Annotated in this window: 18 protein-coding genes; all 18 read right to left on the bottom strand. The window is 51.2% G+C overall.

The genetic code is table 11. The annotated features are described in order from the left end of the window. Positions 1-110: 110 nt before the first annotated feature. Positions 111-614 (bottom strand): cell division protein SepF, encoded by a 504-nt coding sequence (locus tag WMO41_RS03685; RefSeq protein ID WP_349228603.1) that lies wholly within the window; start codon positions 612-614, stop codon positions 111-113. 21 nt (positions 615-635) lie between these two features. Beyond that, complete coding sequence (locus tag WMO41_RS03680; protein WP_435435693.1) at positions 636-1,325, bottom strand: YggS family pyridoxal phosphate-dependent enzyme; 690 nt, start codon at positions 1,323-1,325, stop codon at positions 636-638. Positions 1,326-1,376: 51 nt separating this feature from the next. Next, complete coding sequence (locus tag WMO41_RS03675) at positions 1,377-2,777, bottom strand: biotin/lipoyl attachment domain-containing protein (protein ID WP_349228602.1); 1,401 nt, start codon at positions 2,775-2,777, stop codon at positions 1,377-1,379. Between the two features lie 136 nt (positions 2,778-2,913). Continuing rightward, on the bottom strand, positions 2,914-3,333 hold the full coding sequence (locus WMO41_RS03670; RefSeq protein WP_118532508.1) for a twitching motility protein PilT: 420 nt from the start codon (positions 3,331-3,333) through the stop codon (positions 2,914-2,916). A 90-nt stretch (positions 3,334-3,423) separates the two neighbouring features. Then, complete coding sequence (locus WMO41_RS03665; RefSeq protein ID WP_494338422.1) at positions 3,424-4,416, bottom strand: D-alanyl-D-alanine carboxypeptidase family protein; 993 nt, start codon at positions 4,414-4,416, stop codon at positions 3,424-3,426. Beyond that, the gene (gene mgsA / locus WMO41_RS03660) at positions 4,395-4,790 is read right to left on the bottom strand and encodes a methylglyoxal synthase (protein WP_118726814.1); all 396 of its coding nucleotides are present in this window, start codon (positions 4,788-4,790) and stop codon (positions 4,395-4,397) included. Before mgsA ends, WMO41_RS03665 begins: the two co-directional genes overlap by 22 nt. Before the next feature lie 17 nt (positions 4,791-4,807). Beyond that, a complete protein-coding gene (locus WMO41_RS03655) occupies positions 4,808-5,926 on the bottom strand; it encodes an FtsW/RodA/SpoVE family cell cycle protein (protein WP_349228600.1) in 1,119 nt (372 codons plus the stop codon). Positions 5,927-5,940: 14 nt separating this feature from the next. After that, positions 5,941-6,198: a cell division topological specificity factor MinE gene (locus WMO41_RS03650; protein ID WP_177292646.1), complete on the bottom strand. Its 258-nt coding sequence runs from the start codon at positions 6,196-6,198 to the stop codon at positions 5,941-5,943. Between the two features lie 12 nt (positions 6,199-6,210). Then, positions 6,211-7,002, bottom strand: coding sequence for a septum site-determining protein MinD (gene minD, locus WMO41_RS03645; RefSeq protein WP_349228599.1), 792 nt, complete (start codon positions 7,000-7,002; stop codon positions 6,211-6,213). Positions 7,003-7,066: 64 nt separating this feature from the next. Beyond that, on the bottom strand, positions 7,067-7,732 hold the full coding sequence (locus tag WMO41_RS03640; RefSeq protein WP_349228598.1) for a septum site-determining protein MinC: 666 nt from the start codon (positions 7,730-7,732) through the stop codon (positions 7,067-7,069). Positions 7,733-7,792: 60 nt separating this feature from the next. Continuing rightward, positions 7,793-10,675 carry a penicillin-binding transpeptidase domain-containing protein gene (locus tag WMO41_RS03635; protein WP_349228597.1) on the bottom strand — a complete coding sequence of 961 codons (2,883 nt, stop codon included), beginning with the start codon at positions 10,673-10,675 and terminating at the stop codon, positions 7,793-7,795. Between the two features lie 38 nt (positions 10,676-10,713). Then, positions 10,714-11,229 carry a rod shape-determining protein MreD gene (gene mreD / locus WMO41_RS03630; protein ID WP_118532522.1) on the bottom strand — a complete coding sequence of 172 codons (516 nt, stop codon included), beginning with the start codon at positions 11,227-11,229 and terminating at the stop codon, positions 10,714-10,716. Further along, the gene (gene mreC / locus WMO41_RS03625) at positions 11,226-12,104 is read right to left on the bottom strand and encodes a rod shape-determining protein MreC (RefSeq protein WP_349228596.1); all 879 of its coding nucleotides are present in this window, start codon (positions 12,102-12,104) and stop codon (positions 11,226-11,228) included. The genes mreD and mreC overlap by 4 nt, the downstream gene beginning before the upstream one ends. Before the next feature lie 3 nt (positions 12,105-12,107). Further along, positions 12,108-12,800, bottom strand: a complete 693-nt coding sequence (radC, locus tag WMO41_RS03620; protein ID WP_349228595.1) for a RadC family protein — start codon at positions 12,798-12,800, stop codon at positions 12,108-12,110. A 129-nt stretch (positions 12,801-12,929) separates the two neighbouring features. Then, entirely contained in the window at positions 12,930-14,210 is a 1,281-nt protein-coding gene (locus WMO41_RS03615; protein ID WP_349228594.1) for a methionine gamma-lyase family protein, read from the bottom strand. Next, entirely contained in the window at positions 14,197-15,195 is a 999-nt protein-coding gene (gene miaA, locus WMO41_RS03610; RefSeq protein ID WP_349228593.1) for a tRNA (adenosine(37)-N6)-dimethylallyltransferase MiaA, read from the bottom strand. The genes WMO41_RS03615 and miaA overlap by 14 nt, the downstream gene beginning before the upstream one ends. Before the next feature lie 15 nt (positions 15,196-15,210). Continuing rightward, complete coding sequence (mutL, locus tag WMO41_RS03605; protein WP_349228592.1) at positions 15,211-17,625, bottom strand: DNA mismatch repair endonuclease MutL; 2,415 nt, start codon at positions 17,623-17,625, stop codon at positions 15,211-15,213. Between the two features lie 127 nt (positions 17,626-17,752). After that, positions 17,753-20,398 carry a DNA mismatch repair protein MutS gene (mutS, locus tag WMO41_RS03600; protein ID WP_349228618.1) on the bottom strand — a complete coding sequence of 882 codons (2,646 nt, stop codon included), beginning with the start codon at positions 20,396-20,398 and terminating at the stop codon, positions 17,753-17,755. Position 20,399: the final 1 nt, after the last annotated feature.

Genomic DNA, 20,399 nt, shown 5'->3' with positions numbered 1-20,399 from the left:
AAAATTTGGATAAAAGAAATACAGACAACTTTCCTTCCAGTCCGTCGGAAAATTGTCTGTACCCCTGTTCCTTCTTCGCAAAAGGTATGTAACCTGTTCTGATCTGTACTTTATAAGCGGATGTTCAGTCCTGCTACATCCAGTGCGCCGCTTCCAAGCATTTCCTGGAAATCGCCGGAGAGCTCCACGGTTTCCGGTGTGGCAATAAAGATGTAACTGGAAATCTTCTGGAGGTTTCCGTTCATGGAATAAGTAGCACCGGACGTAAAGTCAATGATTCGCTGCGCAACCTCCGTGTGGATTCCTTCCATATTCAGAACTACTGCCTTACCGGCCAGCAGATAATCACAAATTTCTCTTGCGTCCTCGATTGAAGTAGGCTTTACCATGGAAACCTCCATGCTGCGCTTCATCGGAACCACTTTAGATGAACGAGAGAAGAATCTTGGTTTTTCCTCGCCCCCGTCGTCGTAGTTCTCAGACTCCTCACGTGCCGGGAAACGTCCCCTTTTGGCTGGCTTTTCTGCCTCATAATCTTCATCCGGACCAAAGTAGTCTTCGTCCTCATCCGGACTAAAACGCATGGTATCCATCAGTTTGCTCAAAATGCTCATAACCTATATTCTCTCCAATCCTTATCTGGCACCGAATATTCCGGTGCCGACTCTAATCATAGTCGCACCCTCTTCCACGGCCACCTGATAGTCACCTGTCATACCCATGGAAAGGACACTCATGTTAACATTATCAATGTTTTTCTTTTTGATGTCAACAGATAATTGATATAATTTTCGAAAAACCGGACGATTTTTTTCAGGATCATCCACGAAAGGCGCAATGGTCATGAGTCCTTCAATCTGAAGATGCGAAAACGCTGAAATTTGCTCTACCATTTCCGGTACTTCTTCCGGCATCATACCGAACTTGCTCTCTTCTTTCGCAACATTGACCTCCAGAAGAATCTTTGCCGTGATTCCCAGTTTTTCCGCCTCCTGGTCGATCTGCTCTGCGAGACGCAGGGAATCCACGGAATGAATCAGAACCGCATGGGGCAGAACCTGTTTCACCTTATTGCGCTGCAGATGACCAATCATATGGAAACGCGCATCCTCCGGCATCCGGGGGCATTTTTCCAGAATCTCCTGGACTTTATTTTCCCCGAAATCACGGGCACCTGCCTCGTAAGCCTCCTCCAGCATGAACAGCGGTTTCGTCTTGCTGACTGCGATAAGCGTAACCTCCTCCGGAGAACGGCCGGACTTCTCACATGCCTTCCGGATATTTTCTCTCACTTCATTTAAATGATCTTTTATGGTATTCATCATTCTGCCTCCCTAATGTCTAATAATGCCGACACCCTGTCTGACCGGACCGGTTTACTGGTAGATCAGCTGACCCTCATATACGGTGTTTGCATCCAGCACAATGTGGTCGTATACGGAAAGTCCGTAGTTGGTGCCTTTTTTGATGGAATAATATTCATCATTGGACTTGATGATCTCGATCTGCTTGAATACGGCATAACCCTTGTTGATATTGTAAACGCCCTGCAGGGACGCGCTCTGTCCAATCTGGTAACGGTCCTGGGAATCCGGTTTCACCACGTAATCCCCGGGCTTCAGCGGAGCGTCCTCATTCTTTTCTATATAATAATACTCTTCATTCGCATAGTAAATGGTGACCGGCACGAATTCTGCCGCGGTACCACTCTCTGAATATACTTCCTTCATGAAGCCGGTATCGCTGCTGTCTCCACCCTGTACCATATATTCCAACGGAATCAGATAAAATTCTTTTTCCGTCACTGCGGTAACCGGGATCTTCAGGCCATCTGCCTTTTCCGTGTCTACCGCAAACGTTACATAGCGGTCCGAAGCAAACTGTACCATGTACTGGCTAAAATCCAGCTTTCCATAAGCACCTCCGTCTCCACCGGTAATGATGGAGAAATCTCCTGTGGCATCCAGATCATTGACGGAGAATGTCACATGAAGCTGTGTCTGGTCTTTGTATTCCTCTGTCTCATCATCCGTGAGCGGAAATACAATGCTCCAGTTGTCCGAGGTGATCAGCTTATATACCGGTGCGGACTGTTCTATGAGCTGTCCTGCCTTGGTGATGGCCTTGGAATAGCCGGAACGGTCAAAGGTGCTCTCCGTGATTTCATCAGCAGTCAGGCTTTCAAATCCATCCACCGCATAGGACACGACACCGGACACCGGCGCTGTCACCTGCACAAAAGAAGCGCCCGCCTGCTGCATGATACTGTCCAGATTGCCCAGCGCATTGAAATTCGCGTACTCCAGAACTGCAGCTTCCAGAGAATACTGCAGATCGTAGGTATTTTCAAATTTCTGATCGCTGTAGCTCATGGAAAAGGAAGAAAGCTGACGCTTGACATCGCTTAAGTTCGCGTCTGTCAGTCCCACGTTCGCGTCCGGATTTTCCTGCATCAGCTCTGCCATGTTGCCGGTCTCATCAATGGAATAGATGCGGGTTCCAATGGCCGCGCGCTTTCCTTCCCGGATATAATAGTTGATATATCCGGCCCGGTCTGTACTCTCCACCCGCTCATCCCGCAGGATGATGCCGGTGTACTGGCGGTCATTTACAATGTTGCCCTCCACAACCTCATAAAACTGAACCTTCTCCTTTTTCATGTAGGTATAAACGCTGAAAACCAAATATACGAAGATGATCGCGAAGATGATCATTCCTACGTTTATATTGCGCGGATGGCGATATCTTATAATCTTTGATTTTTTCTTTTTTGCCAATGCCCTGTTCCTCCCGGCAGTATCTGGTATCTGTAGCGCGCGGAATTACGTGTCCGGCGAAAGCCCACACAGTTTCCGTCACACAAACAGCCGGGGAGAACCTGCCGCCCCGGCTGTAAAGAATACGAATTATGTATTACAGAGAAACCACTACATCTTTCTGTGCGTTCTCCGGCATTTCCGCTGCGTCCATGGAAATGCTTAATACGAAGTTTACATTATACTTCTCACTGATACCCTCTAAGGTAGTAATGGTCTCGCTGATGTCTTCTCCCTCTAAACCTGCAAGCTTCAAAAAGCTGTCTAAAAACATAGTCTCGATATCGTGATCCTGAGAAATGATACCGCAGATGAAACCGATGAATCCCTGGCTGGTTGCAACCGGGTACTCGTTTACGTTGATCAGACGAATCCGGTTGTTGAGCTCGTACATGTGTTTGGAACTCTTATCGAGATAAACGATAGAACCGGTAGCTGCCTTGATACCGTTGTTTGCCATATCCAACAGATGTTTTGTTTTTCCTTTGCCTTTTCTGCCTGCAATGATCTGAACCATAGTCGTGTCCTCCTTGGGTTTATTGAATCTGTATAAAAATTCTTTTATTATTAAAGTAATTATAGTACAAATATATGGAATGTGCAATCACTAATTGACAATTTTACCAATAATCTTTGTCATATTATCGTAGAGGACATCTCTGCTTTCTGCTTTGAGTACCACAGAGATATAATCATTGCCGCTTTCATCCTGGCTTCCCAGAATCAGGCAGGAGCCAGCCGCTCTGGTGGTTCCGGTCTTTCCTCCCAGAACGGTAATGCCGTCCGGGGCTTTTGACTTGCCATTTAAATACTGGTTGCTGTTTTTCCATTCCTGTGTTTTTGTCTGTCCGGTGCCGTCCGTATACTGTGCCTGATAGGATACAGTGCCAATGATTTTCTGAAATTCCGGGTACTTCAGAGCTTCATTGAAAATCAGATACAGATCGTATGCCGTGGTATAGTGATCTTCATCGCTTAACCCGTGGGGATTGACAAAATGTGTATCGGTTGCGCCAAGCGCATGGGCCGTCTCATTCATCTTCTCCGCAAAGGCCTCTGTGCTGCCAGCCATATGAACCGCGATGGCCACCCCGGCGTCGTTTCCGGAAGGGAGCATAAGGCCATAAAGAAGCTGTTCCATAGTCAGGGTATCTCCCGGGTTGATGTGGGCCAGAGAAGCCCCCGTCTCCGTGATAACCGTCTCCGGTCCTACCGTTACCATGTCACTTAAATTGCCATCCCGGATTGCGATGAGAGCCGTCATGATCTTGGTAATACTGGCCGGATAAAGGCGTTCAAACGGATTTTTCTGAAAGATCACCTCTTTGGTGTCTACCCCAAAAACAGCCGCCGCTTCTGCCGTCACAGACGCGTCCGCCTCTCCTTCTGCCCCGGTCACCACGCACAGATTCTTCGCAAAGGAATCCGCCTGTGAATTCTCCTGCATATCCTCTGCCATGGTTTCCATGCGTGTGCTTTCATAGGTAATCTGCGACTGTCTGCCGCAGCCGGAAAGAACCAGGCCGGTCAGCAGACAGACCGCTGTGATATTTCTTATCTTTCTCAAACCGCGCACCTCTAACGATACACTTCGCGCCATTCCAGATCGCCGCGGTCCAGAGCCTTGATCAGAAGTTCCGCGGTAGCCAGATTCGTCGCAAACGGAATGTTGTAGATATCACACAGACGGACCACATCGTTTACGTCCGGCTCATGCTTTTTCGGGTGCAGCGGATCGCGCAGGTAAATGACCATATCCATGTCATTGTGCTCGATCTGGGATGCCAGCTGCTGCTGTCCGCCCAGATGGCCTGCCAGATATTTGTGTACATTTAAGTTGGTTACCTCTTCAATGAGGCGTCCGGTAGTGCCGGTTGCATACAGCTCATGTTTATTTAAAATTCCTCTGTATGCAATGCAGAAATTCTGCATCAGCTTCTTTTTGGAATCATGTGCGATTAAACCGATGTTCATAACAGAACCCTCCTTTATTAGTTGCTTACTTTTCTCTGAAGTCCTACATTCATGACCACGCCGACCCCCAGATAAACGCTGAGCAGTGAGCTTACCCCGTAGCTGATAAACGGGAGCGGAAGTCCGGTGTTTGGCAGAATGCCTGTAGCTACAGCTATATTAGCAAAACTCTGGAATGCCAGCAGGGACGCAAGTCCCACGCAAAGCAGGCTTCCCATCAGATCTTTTGCCCGGGCTGCCATAATGAGACACTCATAGACAGTCAGCGCAATCAGAACGATGATGGCAATACAGCCGATAAAGCCCAGCTCCTCTCCGATGACAGCAAAGATAAAGTCTGTCTGTTCCTCGGAAAGGAAGTTTCCGTTCTTGACGGAGGCCAGAGTATTGTTATTGAGTCCTTTTCCCTGCAGCATGCCGGAACCGATCGCCATAATGGAGTTATTCTGCTGGAGATTGGCTTCCGCATAGTTCGCGGGATCAATAAATGCCATGATACGGCGGACCTGATAATCTTTCAGGAACGGTACCATGTTGTACTGGAGCAGATAGATAAACAGTGCTCCGCAGGGAACCACCACAGCCAGCGCTCCCAGGATCCACCGGTAACTTAAACCGGCCGCAAACAGCATGCAGAGAAAGATTACCATGGTGACCAGACTGGTGGACAGGTTTGGCTGTAAGAAGATCAAGCCAAACGCGGCCAGAAATAAAAGTCCCGCGAAAAACAGGATCTTAAACTGGTTTACGCGCTCCTGGTATCTGGAAAAATACCAGGCAAAAAAGACGATCAGGCCAATCTTTACAAACTCAGACGGCTGGATCTGTCCGATGACCGGAAGCACCAGCCAGCGCCGTGCCACGCCTCTGCTTACACCGAATATCAGCACGGCCAGAAGAAACGCCAGGCTGGCACCATATATAACCGGTGCAAAAGAAACCACTCTGTGGTAATCTACAAGGGATAAGATAACGACTGCCGTAAGGCCAACCAGAATGCCGATGATCTGTTTCATGACCATGGATGCATCCTGGTTGGAGGCGCTCCGGATAATGAGAACGCCGGTAATATTCAGCAGCAGCACATAAAGGAATAAACGGTAGTTGTAATTTCTGAAGTTATAGTCTAAAAACATGCTTCATTCCTCGTTCATGTAATTTGCCGGACCGGAAAGGCCGCTGTAATCAGAAAGGCCTGCTGGCCGCCCTCTTCCGGGCGTACCAGCCGAAGTTCCATGGCACCGGCATCGATCTGGGCATACCGTGACAGGACACGCACCAGATCATCGCGGATCATTCCAATGATGCCGGGATTCACTCCCGACTGATCCGAAACCAGAAGCAGTTTTAATCTGGCCCGGGCAATCTCACCGGAATTACTCTTTGCGGATCTTCCAGGTATTCTCATCCGCTCCACCTCCTATGCCCTCTTTAAAAAGCCGGAAATGCGGACCAGAATTCCTTTGTGGGGATCTAAATCCATAAATGGAACGGATTCCCCTGAAATTCTCCTGCAGATATTGAAATAGGCTTCCCCCGCCAGGGAGCTTGTATCTGCCAGCGGTTCCCCCTGATTGGCGGATATGACGATATCTTCGTCATCGGGGACCGCACCAATGACCGGAACTGCCAGAATATCCGCCACGTCATCGACTGACATCATGTCTCCCCGCCGCACCATATCCATACGGATCCGGTTCACGATCAGACGAATGTCTTCCATGCGTGCCGCCTCCAGAAGACCGATGATACGGTCGGCATCCCGGATGGCGGATACCTCCGGCGTCGTGACCACAATGGCCCGGTCCGCACCGGCAATGGCATTCTGGAATCCCTGTTCAATTCCTGCAGGACAGTCAAGCAGTATATAGTCGAACTCTTCCCGCAGATCATCCACCAGTTTTTTCATCTGGCCCGGGTTCACAGAGGACTTGTCCCGGGTCTGGGCAGATGGAAGCAGATAAAGGTTCGGGTATCTTTTGTCTCTTATCAGGGCCTGCTTCATGCGGCAGTTGCCTTCTACCACATCTACGAGATTATAGATGATGCGGTTTTCCAATCCCATCACAACGTCGAGATTGCGCAGGCCGATGTCTGTGTCGATCAGCACAACGCTGTAGCCTAACAGTGCCAGGCCTGTCCCGATGTTTGCGGTGGTGGTGGTTTTGCCGACCCCGCCTTTTCCAGAAGTAATTACCATGACTTCACTCATAGAAACGCCTCCTGAAAAATTCTACCGAATCTATTTTACCCTATATTCTTAAATATTTCCAGTATTAATTGAAATTTAACATATTTAAGAAAGATTTTTTTATTACTTTCGTACAAATACTACAATTTTCTACAGAAGCAATCATGGGACCCTTGCCCAGCTTCTTTCCTTTGTCACCGTAATGACAGGAAATGTCGGCAATGCGGATCTGAAGAGGCGCCATCTCCATGGCTGCCACCACCGCTTCCCGGTTTCCGGCAACTCCGGCATGGACGGAACCGCGCAGTTCCCCCAGCACAATGATGTTTCCTTTTGCCGCCACACGGGCGCCGTGGCGTACATCTCCGATAATGACGATGCTGGCCTCCGATTCTATGGATTCTCCCCGATGCAGATCTCCCCGGTAAAACTGGCCGGTCCGCTCGGAAAGCTCCATCAGCTTCTGGTTCAGCGCTTTCTCACACCGCTCCACCCGCTCCAGATCCTGATCTAACAGGCAGAGCACCTCGATGCCGGAGTTTTCCGTGATAGTGTTGACAATCTGCATTTCCTGGGCGGCCGTGAGGGGCCGTCCCTGCAAGAGCAGTGCCATCTGGGCATTGCCCCAGAACCGGGCCGACTCCTTAAATTTTGTGGCAAGCTCCGCGATCAGTTCTTCAAAGCTGCACTCCGGATCCAGAATCACTGTCATGCCTGCCTTGCTGCTTTTGATCACAATCCTGTTTTTCATGGTTTCACCCGCTCCCCTTTGTTGTATCCGCGCTCCCGGAAATTTGGGAGCGCATTCTGATTAGTCTCCGACCTTAACATTGGAAACTTCCAGGGCACCACTGCTCAGGATGGATTCCAGATCGGTATATCCGTAGTAAAAGCGGTAGACATTTTTTGCCACCATTGCCGCGTTGGAGGAAGAATATCCGTAAGGAATATTGACGGTTACGCAGATCTCCGGGTTTGTATACGGTCCGTAGGAAATAAAGAACGCATGGTTACCACGGGTTCTGGACTCCTGGGCCGTACCGGTCTTACCGGCAATCTCCACCTCCAGATCCTTAAAGATCTTACTTACAGAACCATCCGTTACCACGGCGCGCATGCCCTGATGGACTGCGTCCCAGGTGGAATCCGCGATATCCACATGCCCGGTTGCCTCCGGAGTAAAATCTTTGATGAGGTTTCCCTCAGAATCCGTCATCTTGTCTAACAGGCTTAAGTCAAAGACCGTTCCGCTGTTGGCAATGGCTGCCACATAACGGGAAAGCTGTACATTGGAATACGAGTTGGTACCCTGTCCCATAGCAGAACGCTCCGGGTCCTCTGTTGTCAGCTCCGGTGTCGTCTCCGGAATTTCAATGCCGGACGGACGGTTTAAGCCAAACATGGACGCATAGCGGCGGATGGTATCCACACCCATATCCGTAGAATAAACCAGCGTGTCCCGGTTGGTTGCCAGACGGTGTGCCACCTCCGAGAAGAAATAGTTGCAGGAGTTCTGAAGGCCGCCCACAACGGTTAACGGTCCATGGTGTCCCGGGTAAATCCAGCACTTAATGGGCGGATCTACTTCCTTATATTCACCGGTACAGTCGATGGTTTCATAAAGGCCGATAACCTTCTCCTCCAGTCCCGCAATGGCGGTGATCGGCTTAAATGTGGAACCCGGTGCTTTCTTGGCCTGAGTCGCGTTGTTGTAAAGCGGCAGGGACAAATCTTCCTGCAGCTGTTTCATATACGCCGGGTCCGCGCTTCCGGACAGGCGGTTGTTGTCATAACTCGGGTAAGTAACCAACGCCCGCACCTCTCCGGTATTGACATCGGTGATGACCACGCCGCCGGTACACGGGTCCAGGGCCAGCTGGGCCGGAGTCAGCTCAATGTTCTGAATCTTGCGGCGGATAAACTGGAAAGCGTATTCCTCACCGTTGCCCGTTAAGAGCTGCACCTCATTTGCGTCATAGGGAAGTACGCCCTGGGCGTAAAGGGCCAGGCAGAGCTGGCGTCCGGTGATGACCTGGTCGTTGATCAGGTAGCGGTAAATACGTTTAGTAAACTTCGCGTCATCCTTTAACTGATCCAGCGTATAGTCCACGAGGACCTGATAAATATCATCCGCGCTGGAATATTTGCTGGTAACATTCAGTTTCGTAGTGTCAATCCAGTTTTCCGAGATACCGGCATAAATGTAATCCCGCAGGCTGATCTCATCGTTTTTCCAGGCCAGATAGCTCTCACTGTTCTGGTCAATCCGGTCTTTCTGGACAATGCCTACCGTACTGTCAGAAAGCCAGTTGTAAATATAGGCCATGTAGGCCATCATATCCTGCGGCAGATCCTTCATCATGGTTGGATGGTCGCTCATCAGCTCGTAGCGCAGGCGCTCTAAAATCTGCTCCCTCGATGAGGTGTAGATGGACTGGATCTGGCGCTCAATGTCCGTGGCATTCTCCGAAGCCATATGGCTTAAGGAAAGCACATTGTTGTTGATGAGCTGGTAGTACGCGTCCTTCACCGGAATGCTGATCTTGGAGGAATCCGTGATAGCAGAGGTATCCACGTCCTGATTGACCAGGGCTTTGGCCACAATACCTGCTAACTGCTGTTCGATCAGATGGTAGATTCCGATCTGCAGGTCCCGGTCAATGGTCAGGTAAATATCATTGCCGGTGGACGCCTGGGTTTCCGAAATCACCTGCATGACATTTCCCACGTTGTTGACCACCAGGTTCTTATAACCCTTATGTCCCTGAAGTTGCAGTTCCATGGATGCCTCAATGCCGGTACGGCCGACAATATCGCTGAGTTCATACTCCGGATTTGTCTTTTTGAGCTCCTCCAGCTGGTCCTCCTGTACCTTACCGGTGTAGCCGATGATTGGCGCAAAATACTCTGCGTCATTATAGCGGCGGATAGTCGTCTCTGCTACCTCCACACCCTTCAGCTCCGCAGTATGTTCCATCAGATCTGCTACGGTCTCATCATCCACCCGGTCACAGATGGTAATCGCCTCATATTTTTTATATGCGACAAGTGACATCGTATACCGGATATTGACAAGCTGCACCAGTTCCGCATCAGAAAGAATCAGGGGATTGCCCTTATCATCTTTCATCTTGTCAATCCCGTATGCTGTTTTTTTCTTTTCGATCAGTTCTCTTGCTGTCACTGCTGTCGGATATTTTCCCTTGTCATCATCCAGCTCATCTACGGATTTGCGTCCGTAAAAATCCCGCAGGAACCGTTTTCTTGCAGCCTCCGATGATGAGGTATAGACGATTTCCCCATCGTCATTGATCGCAATTTCCAGCTTACCCTGCGCCTGATAACCATGTTTGTTCAAAATCCGGATCAGTTTCAGGAGCATGGAATTCATGCCGGCACTTTTTGGATAATCGCCCGTATCCTGTACCGTCACTGCGTAAGCCAGCTCATTGTAGGCCAGAAGATTCCCGTTGCGGTCATAGATATTGCCGCGGGTGCCCGGCGTTGTCACTGTTTTTTCGATCATCTGGACATAATCTTCCAGATAGGATTCTCCGTTTACAATCTGCAGCTCGAACAGCTTGACCGCCAGAATCAGAAACATGCCGGTAAATACCAGCGCCAGCGCAAAGATACGGGAGCTTAAGACCCGTTTTAAAAAATCATATAATTTATGGAAGAAATCTTTCAGCACGCTTATGTCACTCCTATTTGTGTCTCATGTTTCGGTATTTAATATTCCCGTTCCCGCCGATTGTCCAGCTCATCCAGTCTCCGGTTTGCAGACAGGAAAAAGCGATAAATAAGCAGCGTTGTTACAACTGTGAAGATCAGCTCCGGAATGATGATCTCCTTTGCGTAATAAAGAAAATCCAGCCGGTTGCGGATCAGAAAACGGAACACGTAAATATACAGGTTGTAGATCAGTTCATTGACCAGACTCATGACCAGCGGCAGATTGATATAGTCCTCATAGTAATACTGGGTGCAGATTCCGTTGAAATAGCCGATGTTGATGAACAGCAGTGTATAAAAACCGAAGGGGCCGCTGTAAAACAGATCTAGTAAAATTCCGGCAAACAGACCGTATAACAGTCCCGCTTCCTTTCCGTAAATAAATCCAAAGGAAAAGGTCAGGATCAGAAGCAAGTTCGGAGTTGCCGTGAGAAACGGAATCAGCGGAAACACACAGTTCTGGACCGTAAAAGCCAGGATCATCAGTACCACATTTAATAAGAACCGTTTCATGCGCCTGTCTGTGCCCCCTCTGTATTTTCTGTACTCTCCTGCGGTGCCTCTTCCTCTTTCAGGGTCGTGATGACCAGCACCTCCTGCAGGCTGTCAAACTGTGCTGCCGGAATCAGGTAACCGGACTTGGTCAGACGGCTCTGGTCTGTGGTGATATCGGCCGCGTAGCCGATCAGGATTCCCGGAAGAAATTTAGAACTGATGTTGGAGGTCACAATGCGGTCTCCGTCTTTCAGATCACCATTCTCCGCAATGTTGCTCAAACGCAGCCTTCCCTCTCCGAACAAAGTCAGGTCGCCGGATACAATGCAGGTATCTCCGGACTGCTGGGCCATGCCGCTGACACGGCTTACATCATCAATGATGGAGCGGACTGTAGCATAATGAGCTCCCACATCCGTAACAATGCCCACCAGGCCGCCTCCGGCCATGACGTTGGCATCTACCTGAACACCGTCCGCAGAACCTTTGTTGATCCGGAATACCTGAAACCAGTCACCAGAGTCCTTCGCAATGACCCTGGCTCCAATCTTCTGATACTGCATATAGTCCTGATCCAGATCATAAAGCTCCCGCAGACGCTGCAGTTCAAACTGTTCCGACTGCAGGCGGCTGTTCTCCTCCACCAGCGCGTCGATGCGTTCCTGCAGAGCCTGCTTTTCCGCCATGGCGCTGCGCAACGTGCTGTAGTTGCTGATTCCGTTGTAAAGTGAGGTGCCCACCCGGTTCACTCCCGACTGGATCGGGCTTAAGACATAGCCCACGCCGCTTCTCAGCGGATTTAAGAATCCATCCTTAAACGATGTAATGCCGATCAGCAGAATGCAGAAAACCGACAGTCCGATCAGAATGTATTTGCTGCGTTTTGATTCCATCTGTTATAATCCCCGTTCTTTCATGCTGACATAAGTGCCATCACCTATGATGATATGATCTAACACCGGAATGCCGATCACCCGTCCGGCCTCCTCCACCCGCCGGGTAAGAAGGACATCTTCCCTGCTGGGTTCCGGATCGCCGCTGGGGTGATTGTGCACCAGGATCAGGCTTACCGCCTGAAATTTCAACGCCTGGATAAAGATTTCCCTCGGTGTGGCAAGAGACGCATTCACCGTCCCCTTAGACAGCGCTACGTCTCCAATCATATTTTGTTTCGTATTAAAAAGCATCATGTGGAACTCTTCCTGTTCCTTATGACGCAGGTCTTCCTGATAGTATTCCGCCACCTGGACCGGATCGTTGAAACGAACCGGACTCTTTATGGCTTTGCGTTTCCAGATGCGTCTGGACAGTTCTCCAATACACTGGAGCTGGATGGCTTTCACCTGCCCAATGCCTTTGACGCTCATCAACTCCGGCAGGGACAAATGCAAAAGTCCCAGAATTCCTTCTCCGGGACCTCCAAGCTCCAGAATCCGGGCAGCCAGCTCCAGTACGCTCTCCTGCGTGCTTCCGGTCCGGAGGATCACAGCCAGAAGCTGTGCGTCACTCAAATGCTCCGGCCCGGATTTTACGCAGCGTTCATATGGCCGCTCATCATGGGGCAGCTCTTTCATTGTCGTGTGTTTCATCGTTCACCCTCCATTCTCTCTCCAAGTACGAAGCGGAAGGGAACAATTTTTAGTTTACCACAAATCAAATATCGTGTATACAAAAAATGGAAAACTTTAGAAATGGTTAATATTTTCTACCGCAAAAAATTACAGCGTCACAATGCCTGCTTCTACCATCTTCTGCAGGGACATTAAGATGCCCAGCTTTGCGTGATACCAGGTCAGGCCGCCCTGGAAATAAACCGCATACGGCGGCTTGATCGGGCCATCGGCACTCAGCTCAATGGAGGAGCCCTGTACAAAGGCACCTGCTGCCATGATGACCGGTGCGTCGTAACCCGGCATATCCCACGGTTCCGGGGATACAAAGCTGTCCACCGGCGCTGCTGCCTGGATGCCCCTGCAGAATGCTACCATGCCTTCCGGAGTTCCCAGCGTTACAGCCTGGATGATGTCGTGACGGGACTCAGTGCTGTTCGGAACAACGGCAAAACCCAGTTTTTCATACACATTGGCTGCAAAGATCGCGCCCTTTAACGCCCCTGCCACAGTGGTCGGGGACATGAACAGGCCCTGATAGAAGGACTGGTTCAGGCCCAGGCTTGCGCCTACCTCTTTTCCAAGTCCCGGTGCGCTTAAGCGGTAGGATGCCTGCTCTACGCAGGATTTTTTACCAACGATATAGCCGCCGATCGGTGCCAGGCCGCCGCCCGGGTTCTTAATTAAGGAACCAACGATCATGTCAGCACCAACGTCCGTCGGCTCAATGCGTTCTACAAACTCACCGTAGCAGTTATCTACCATGCAGAGCACATCCGGCTTTACGCTCTTGCAGAACGCGATCAGCTCACCGATCTGGCTTACGGAGAAGGTCGGGCGGGTCTGATAACCCTTGGAGCGCTGAATGGTGATAAGCCTGGTCTTCTCATTGATGGCCTTGCGGATGTTCTCATAATCGAAAGTGCCATCCTCCAGAAGGTCTACCTGGCGGTAGATCACGCCGTACTCTTTTAAGGAACCTGCCGACTCACGGATGCCGATGACCTCTTCCAGGGTATCGTATGGTTTTCCCACCGGGGAAAGGAGCTCATCGCCCGGGCGCAGGTTGCTGGACAGTGCCACATGCAGGGCGTGGGTTCCAGAGATCAGCTGCGGGCGCACCAGGGCATCCTCGCCGTGGAACGCTTTTGCGTACACCTCTTCCAGTGTATCACGGCCCAGGTCATTGTATCCGTAACCAGTGGTTGCCGCAAAATGAATGTCGCTGACGCGCGCCTCCTGCATCGCCTTTAATACCTTCATCTGGTTAAATTCGGCGTTTTCATCGATGGCTTTAAAACGCTCCTTTAAGCTCTCTTCAATCTCTATTCCAAACTTCAGGACTTTTTCACTGATGCCAAGTCCCTCGTACATCTCATTCAGTTCCATGTTCGTTTCTTCCTCCAAAGTAGTCCTTGTAAATGTATTCTAAAATTTTCTTCCGGTCGTCTTCCTGGCTGTCCGCATCTGCGGTCTGATGTCTCCACAGGGCATTCTTATCATCCACGGCAATAAACCGCACATCCCGTTCCCGCTTAAACCAGGTGAGCTGGCGCTTTGCGAAATGCCTCGTGTCGCGCTTGATGATATAAACTGCCTCCTCCAGACTGATCCCTCCATCCAGATAATCCAGGATTTCCTTGTATCCGAGTCCCTGCATAGCCACCATGTCCCGGGTGCAGCCCATTTCTTTTAAACGCTTCACCTCGTCCACCAGGCCCTGCTCCATCATGATGTCCACCCGCCGGTCAATCCGCTCGTAAAGAGCGGCGCGGTCCCGGGTCAGCACATAATAATACAGGTCATAAGGAGACTGTTTCTCCCGCTCCCGCTTATTATGCTCGGAAATCTTTTCTCCGGTCAGCCGGTAGTATTCAATGGCACGGATAACCCGCTTTACATTGTTGGCGTGAATCGCCTCCGCGGATTCCGGGTCGATTTCCGCCAGCATCTGGTGCAGATGCTCTTCCCCTTTCTCTGCAGCCAGCTGTTCCAGTTCCTCCCGGATGCCGCTGTGGTCTTCATTCTCCGTAAAGTCAATGTCGTAGGCCAGCGCCTGGATGTAAAATCCGGTGCCGCCGGTCACGATCGGCACATGGCCGCGGCTGTAAATACCCGCCATGGCTTCCTTTGCCATGGACTGGAAGCGGGTTACATTAAACTCCTCCCAGGGCTCCAGCACGTCAATGAGGTGATGGGGCACTCCCTCCATCTCCTCCGGCATGATCTTGGCCGACCCGATGTCCATATGGCGGTACACCTGCATGGAATCGGCACTGATGATCTCGCCGTTTAATGCCTTTGCAAGTTCAATGGACAATGCTGTTTTTCCCACCGCGGTCGGCCCGGTGAGAATGATGAGTGGCTGTTTCATGGCTACTCCCCCTCGTCAGACAATTCGTTTAAACTTCTTCTCCAGTTCATATTTGCTCATGGATATAATGGTCGGTCTTCCATGTGGGCAGGCATAGGGATTTTCCAGTCCTAAAAGCTGGTCAATCAGGGCATCTGCCTCCGCGGCGCTTAAGACATCGTGTCCCTTTACCGCCGCCTTACAGGACATGGAAGCGACCTTCTCATAGATCATGTCCGCATTCCGCGCCTGAGCGTCCTCGGAAAGAGAATCCAGCATTTCCATCAGAAGATCCTTTTTCGCGATAGAAAACAGATTATCCGGCACGCCGCGCACCGCATATTCCTTTCCGCCAAAGGGTTCGATCTCAAATCCGATGTCCGTAAAGATCTGCATGTTCTTCTCCAGCATCACTGCCTCCCGGCTTCCCAGTGTCAGAATGATGGGCGGATGGATCTGCTGGCAGGTGTACTCCCTGGTTTTTAAGGAGTTCATGGTCTTCTCATACAGGACCTTCTCATGGGCCGCATGCTGGTCGATGATGTAGAGCTGGTCCTGAAACTCCACAAGCCAGTAGGTAGCAAAGAGCTGCCCCAGCAGCTTGTGACGGCTGCGGGACTGAGGCTCCAGAAGCTTTTCCTCAAAGAGATCCATCTGGACGGCTGACTGCAAAGTTTCCGTCTGCTGTACCTCCTGTGGTGCCAGCTCCCGCTGCAATTCCTGTGAACCAAATCCCTGCTGCAAATTCCGAGATTCCGGCTCCTGCCGTACGTTCTCCTGCATCTGTTCTGGTCCCTGGTCCGGATTGTTCCTGGGCTGTTCTTCTGCACCGGTTGAAATTTCTGTTGCCATCTGGTGATTCTCTGCTGCCGCAGCTTCGCCCGGCGTCTGCTTTAACAGTGCCGTCAGCGCCGCATTCACGCGGTAACCATTTTCCCCGGCTGATGCTCCCGCCGCTGTGCCGGAAACCTCCGCATGGTACTGACCCACCATTTCCGGCTGTTTTTCACCTTCTGCAGACCGTCTGCTTTCCCGCTCCGCTTCCCGCTGCAACGCCTCCACGCGCTGCTCTGTGCGAAGAAGTCCGGTCCGCTCACTGCGGATCTGGGATGTGGCCTTTAAGGCAGGCTGTTCGCCCGGCCGGGTCTTCATCCGGTATTCCTCCGGTGTCTCCCGCAGCACGAAATTGTCTGCGCTGCCGCTCGTTACGGACCGCTTCGTTTCAAACAGTCCGGCATTGTCCTGCCCGGACCTGCTCTGTGCAAACGTCTGGGCAACATCCTGCTGATATCCCTGCGCAGAAACACCCCTGCTGTCCATCTGCTGCCGTCTCTGCTCAAACCGCTCCGCGCGCTCCTGCATCATGCGGTTCTGCTCAAAGGGCTCCGGGATCGGGATCCGCTTTTCCGGCACGGGTTTGCGCGCCCGCTCTTCCTCCACCAGTTCCACCTTCGGAATCAGTTCCTTATGGCGCAGAGCTTCGGCTACCGTATCCCGCACCATGCGGAATACATTCTCGCCATTCTGGAAGCGCAATTCCATTTTGGTCGGATGCACATTCACATCCAGAAATTCCGGCTCAATCTTAAAATGCAGCATCGTAAACGGGTACTTGTGCTGCATCATGAAGGGCTTGTAAGCCTCCTCGATGGCCTTGTTGATGATGTTGCTCTTGATATATCTTCCATTGATATAGTAGTTTTCAAAGTTGCGGTTGCTTCTCGCAATGACGGGCTTTCCGATAAAGCCTTCCACGCTGAAGGCTTCCCCGGTCACGGAGACCGGAATCAGGTTGGCGGTAATTTCCCGCCCATATACCGTGTAAATGATATCTTTTAAATTATGGTTGCCGGAAGTGTGCAGCTTATTCTGATTGTTCTGAATAAAGCGGATGGAAATCTCCGGATGGGACAGGGCAATCTTCTCCACCAGATCCGCCACATGGGCCCCCTCCGTCATGGGAGTCTTTAAGAACTTCCGGCGTACCGGCGTGTTGTAAAAGAGGTTCCGCACAATGAAGGTGGTTCCATCCGGCGCGCCGATTTCTTCCATGCCCCGTTCCTGGCCGCCCTCAATCTGATAGCGGTTTCCGGTTAAAGAACGGCTGGTCTTGGTGATCAGCTCCACCTGGCCCACTGCAGCGATGCTGGAAAGAGCCTCACCGCGGAATCCCAGGGAGGATACCGTAAACAGATCCTCCACGGACTGGATCTTGCTGGTAGAATGGCGCAGAAAAGCCAGCGGAATCTCATCTTTTTCAATTCCGCATCCATTGTCCGTCACCCGGATGAAGGAGATTCCTCCCTCCCGGATTTCCACCGTGACCGCAGTTGCCTTCGCGTCGATGGCATTCTCCAAAAGCTCCTTCACCACCGAAGCCGGCCGCTCAATGACCTCACCGGCCGCAATCTTGTTGATGGTATTCTGATCCAGTACATGAATGTTCGGCATGCCGCACCTCCCGTATAATTTCATTTACAATTCCGGCACATCTGTGCCTTCCCAATCCTGCCAGTCAGATTTTCTGTTTCCAGACAGTTTCCTGTCTCCAACAGACCAGATTCTCCGTCAGACCGGTCTATTTCTCATTCCCGCTCCAGCGGTTCTTCAATTTCGTCTGCATCCGGTACAGGGTATTTAACGCGTCAATTGGCGTCATGTTGCCCAGTTCCAGATTCTTCAGTTCTTCGATGATATCGTCCTCGCGCACCGTATCAAACAGGGTAAGCTGACTCATCTCCACATCATCCGGCTTCGGCACCGGCTTGTGGCCCGCCGGCGCACTGCCCTCCGCGATCTCACGGGTTCTTGCTGTGAGGTCGGAATCCACCAGCTGCTCCACCAGCTCTTTCGCCCGGTTGATAACCGAATCCGGCACGCCGGCCAGCTTCGCTACCTGAATACCGTAGCTCTTGTCGGCGCCGCCCTTTACGATTTTTCTTAAGAAGACGATATCATCTCCCTGCTCCTTTACGGCGATGCAGTAGTTAGTGACACCGCTCATAAGGCCTTCCAGCTCGGTCAGCTCGTGGTAATGCGTGGCAAACAGTGTTTTCGCGCCTAAAAGGCGGGTATTGCTGATATGCTCCACCACTGCCCAGGCAATGCTCAGTCCGTCAAAGGTACTGGTGCCGCGGCCGATCTCATCGAGGATCAGCAGACTGTTTTTCGTCGCGTTCCGCAGGATGTTGGCCACCTCGGTCATCTCCACCATGAAGGTACTCTGGCCGCTTGCCAGGTCATCGGATGCGCCTACACGGGTAAAGATCCGGTCGCAAATACCGATGTTCGCCTGATCCGCCGGGACAAAGCTTCCGATCTGTGCCATTAAGACGATCAGAGCCGTCTGGCGCATGTAAGTGGATTTACCGGCCATATTCGGTCCGGTGATGATAGAAATGCGGTTCTTGGAGTTATCCAGGATCGTGTCGTTGGCCACGAACATATCATCCCGCATCATCTTCTCAACGACCGGATGGCGGCCACCCTTGATCTGGATGGTGCCCTTTTCATTGATCTGCGGCTTCACATAATTGTTGCGGGTCGCCACGGTGGACAGGGATACGAACACATCGACTGCCGCAATGGCGCGGGCAGTTTTCTGAATTCGCACCACTTCTGCCGCAATGGCGTCACGCACCTCGCAGAATAAGTCGTACTCCAGGGAAACGAGCTTGTCCTCCGCTCCCATGATCACATCTTCCAGGTTTTTCAGTTCATCGGTGGTGTAACGCTCTGCGTTGGTTAAGGTCTGTTTGCGGATGAAATACTCCGGCACCAGATCCTTAAAGGAGTTCGTCACCTCAAAATAATAGCCGAACACCTTGTTGTATTTGACTTTCAGGTTTTTAATACCGGTGCTGTCACGCTCTCTGGCCTCCAGATCAGCCAGCCAGGTCTTCCCTTCGGTCTTTGCGTGACGCAGGCGGTCTGCCTCCTCGTTGTAGCCGTCCTTGATCATGCCGCCTTCTCGGACGGTGATCGGCGGTTCCTCCACAATAGCCCGGGTGATCAGATCATCCAGGTCTTCCAGCGGGTCCAGATCCTCTGCCAGTTCTTTTAAGGCATCAGAGGTAAACTCTCCTAAAAGCCGTTTGATATGCGGCACCATGGCAATGGAATTACGGAATGCCAGCAGGTCTCTCGGATTTGCTGTCTTGTAGCTGATGCGGCCGATCAGACGTTCCAGATCATAAACCGGGTTTAAATACTCGCCCAGTTCTTCCCGGCTTATGTAATTTAAGTTCAGTTCTTCAATGGCATTCTGACGCTTTAGGATCTCCTCCTTTCGGATAAGGGGCTGCTCAATCCAGGTACGAAGAAGTCTTGCGCCCATGGCCGTACGGGTCTTATCTAACACCCACAGCAGGCTTCCGCGCTTCTGCTTCTCCCGCATGGTTTCCAGAAGCTCCAGGTTTCTTCTGGTGGAAGAATCCAGAACCATGTAATTTCCGGTGGCGTATGGCACAATGGTCGTCAGGTGATCCAGCGTGCTCTTCTGAGTCTCATACAGATACTGCAGCACAGCGCCTGCAGCGATCACGCCGCAGTCATAGTCACCAAGGCCAAGCCCCTCCAGGCTTCCCACCTTAAAATGCTCCCGCAGCACCTTACGGCAGCTCTCATCCTGGAAGAAATGGGAATCCAGGGTAGATACCGTAAAATGATACCGGTCTTTTAAGTCCTCCAGACTGATCCCGGACATGGAAAAGGCATCGTTGCAGATAACCTCCGCCGGAGAAAATTTGTTGATCTCGTCAAACAGGGCACGATCCGTGGAGACCTCTGTTACCAGGAAATCTCCAGTCGTAATATCTGCCACGGAAACGCCCATCTTATCGGCCAGATAAACAATGCCCATCAGGTAATTGTTCTTGGTCTCATCCAGGGCCTGGGCACTGGTGATGGTACCCGGTGTTACTACGCGGATGACCTCACGCTTTACCAGGCCCTTTGCCAGTTTCGGGTCCTCCATCTGCTCTGCGATGGCAACCTTATATCCTTTCTGCACCAAACGGCTTAAATAGCTGTCCACAGCATGATAAGGAACGCCGCACATCGGTGCGCGTTCCTCCAGTCCGCATTCCTTTCCGGTCAGGGTAATCTCCAGCTCTTTGGACGCGGTCAGTGCATCATCAAAGAACATCTCGTAGAAGTCACCCAGACGATAGAATAAAATACAGTCACTATATTGTTTTTTGGTCTCCATGTATTGGGCCATCATT

This window comes from Ventrimonas faecis (genome assembly GCF_040096075.1).
GTDB lineage: Bacteria > Bacillota > Clostridia > Lachnospirales > Lachnospiraceae > Brotaphodocola > Brotaphodocola faecis.
Note: the sequence above shows the minus strand (reverse complement) of the source record. Positions and strands in the feature narration are given on the sequence as shown.

Coding starts and splice junctions, on each gene's coding strand:
- WMO41_RS03680 (WP_435435693.1), bottom strand. CDS start 1,325: ATGATGAATACCATAAAAGATCATTTAAATGAAGTGAGAGAAAATATC.
- miaA (WP_349228593.1), bottom strand. CDS start 15,195: ATGAAACAGCCACTCATCATTCTCACCGGGCCGACCGCGGTGGGAAAA.
- minD (WP_349228599.1), bottom strand. CDS start 7,002: ATGAGTGAAGTCATGGTAATTACTTCTGGAAAAGGCGGGGTCGGCAAA.
- WMO41_RS03615 (WP_349228594.1), bottom strand. CDS start 14,210: ATGGAACTGAATGAGATGTACGAGGGACTTGGCATCAGTGAAAAAGTC.
- mreC (WP_349228596.1), bottom strand. CDS start 12,104: ATGGAATCAAAACGCAGCAAATACATTCTGATCGGACTGTCGGTTTTC.
- WMO41_RS03665 (WP_494338422.1), bottom strand. CDS start 4,416: ATGGCGCGAAGTGTATCGTTAGAGGTGCGCGGTTTGAGAAAGATAAGA.
- radC (WP_349228595.1), bottom strand. CDS start 12,800: ATGAAACACACGACAATGAAAGAGCTGCCCCATGATGAGCGGCCATAT.
- mutL (WP_349228592.1), bottom strand. CDS start 17,625: ATGCCGAACATTCATGTACTGGATCAGAATACCATCAACAAGATTGCG.
- WMO41_RS03685 (WP_349228603.1), bottom strand. CDS start 614: ATGAGCATTTTGAGCAAACTGATGGATACCATGCGTTTTAGTCCGGAT.
- WMO41_RS03655 (WP_349228600.1), bottom strand. CDS start 5,926: ATGTTTTTAGACTATAACTTCAGAAATTACAACTACCGTTTATTCCTT.
- WMO41_RS03640 (WP_349228598.1), bottom strand. CDS start 7,732: ATGAAAAACAGGATTGTGATCAAAAGCAGCAAGGCAGGCATGACAGTG.
- WMO41_RS03650 (WP_177292646.1), bottom strand. CDS start 6,198: ATGAGAATACCTGGAAGATCCGCAAAGAGTAATTCCGGTGAGATTGCC.
- mreD (WP_118532522.1), bottom strand. CDS start 11,229: ATGAAACGGTTCTTATTAAATGTGGTACTGATGATCCTGGCTTTTACG.
- mutS (WP_349228618.1), bottom strand. CDS start 20,398: ATGATGGCCCAATACATGGAGACCAAAAAACAATATAGTGACTGTATT.
- WMO41_RS03670 (WP_118532508.1), bottom strand. CDS start 3,333: ATGGTTCAGATCATTGCAGGCAGAAAAGGCAAAGGAAAAACAAAACAT.
- mgsA (WP_118726814.1), bottom strand. CDS start 4,790: ATGAACATCGGTTTAATCGCACATGATTCCAAAAAGAAGCTGATGCAG.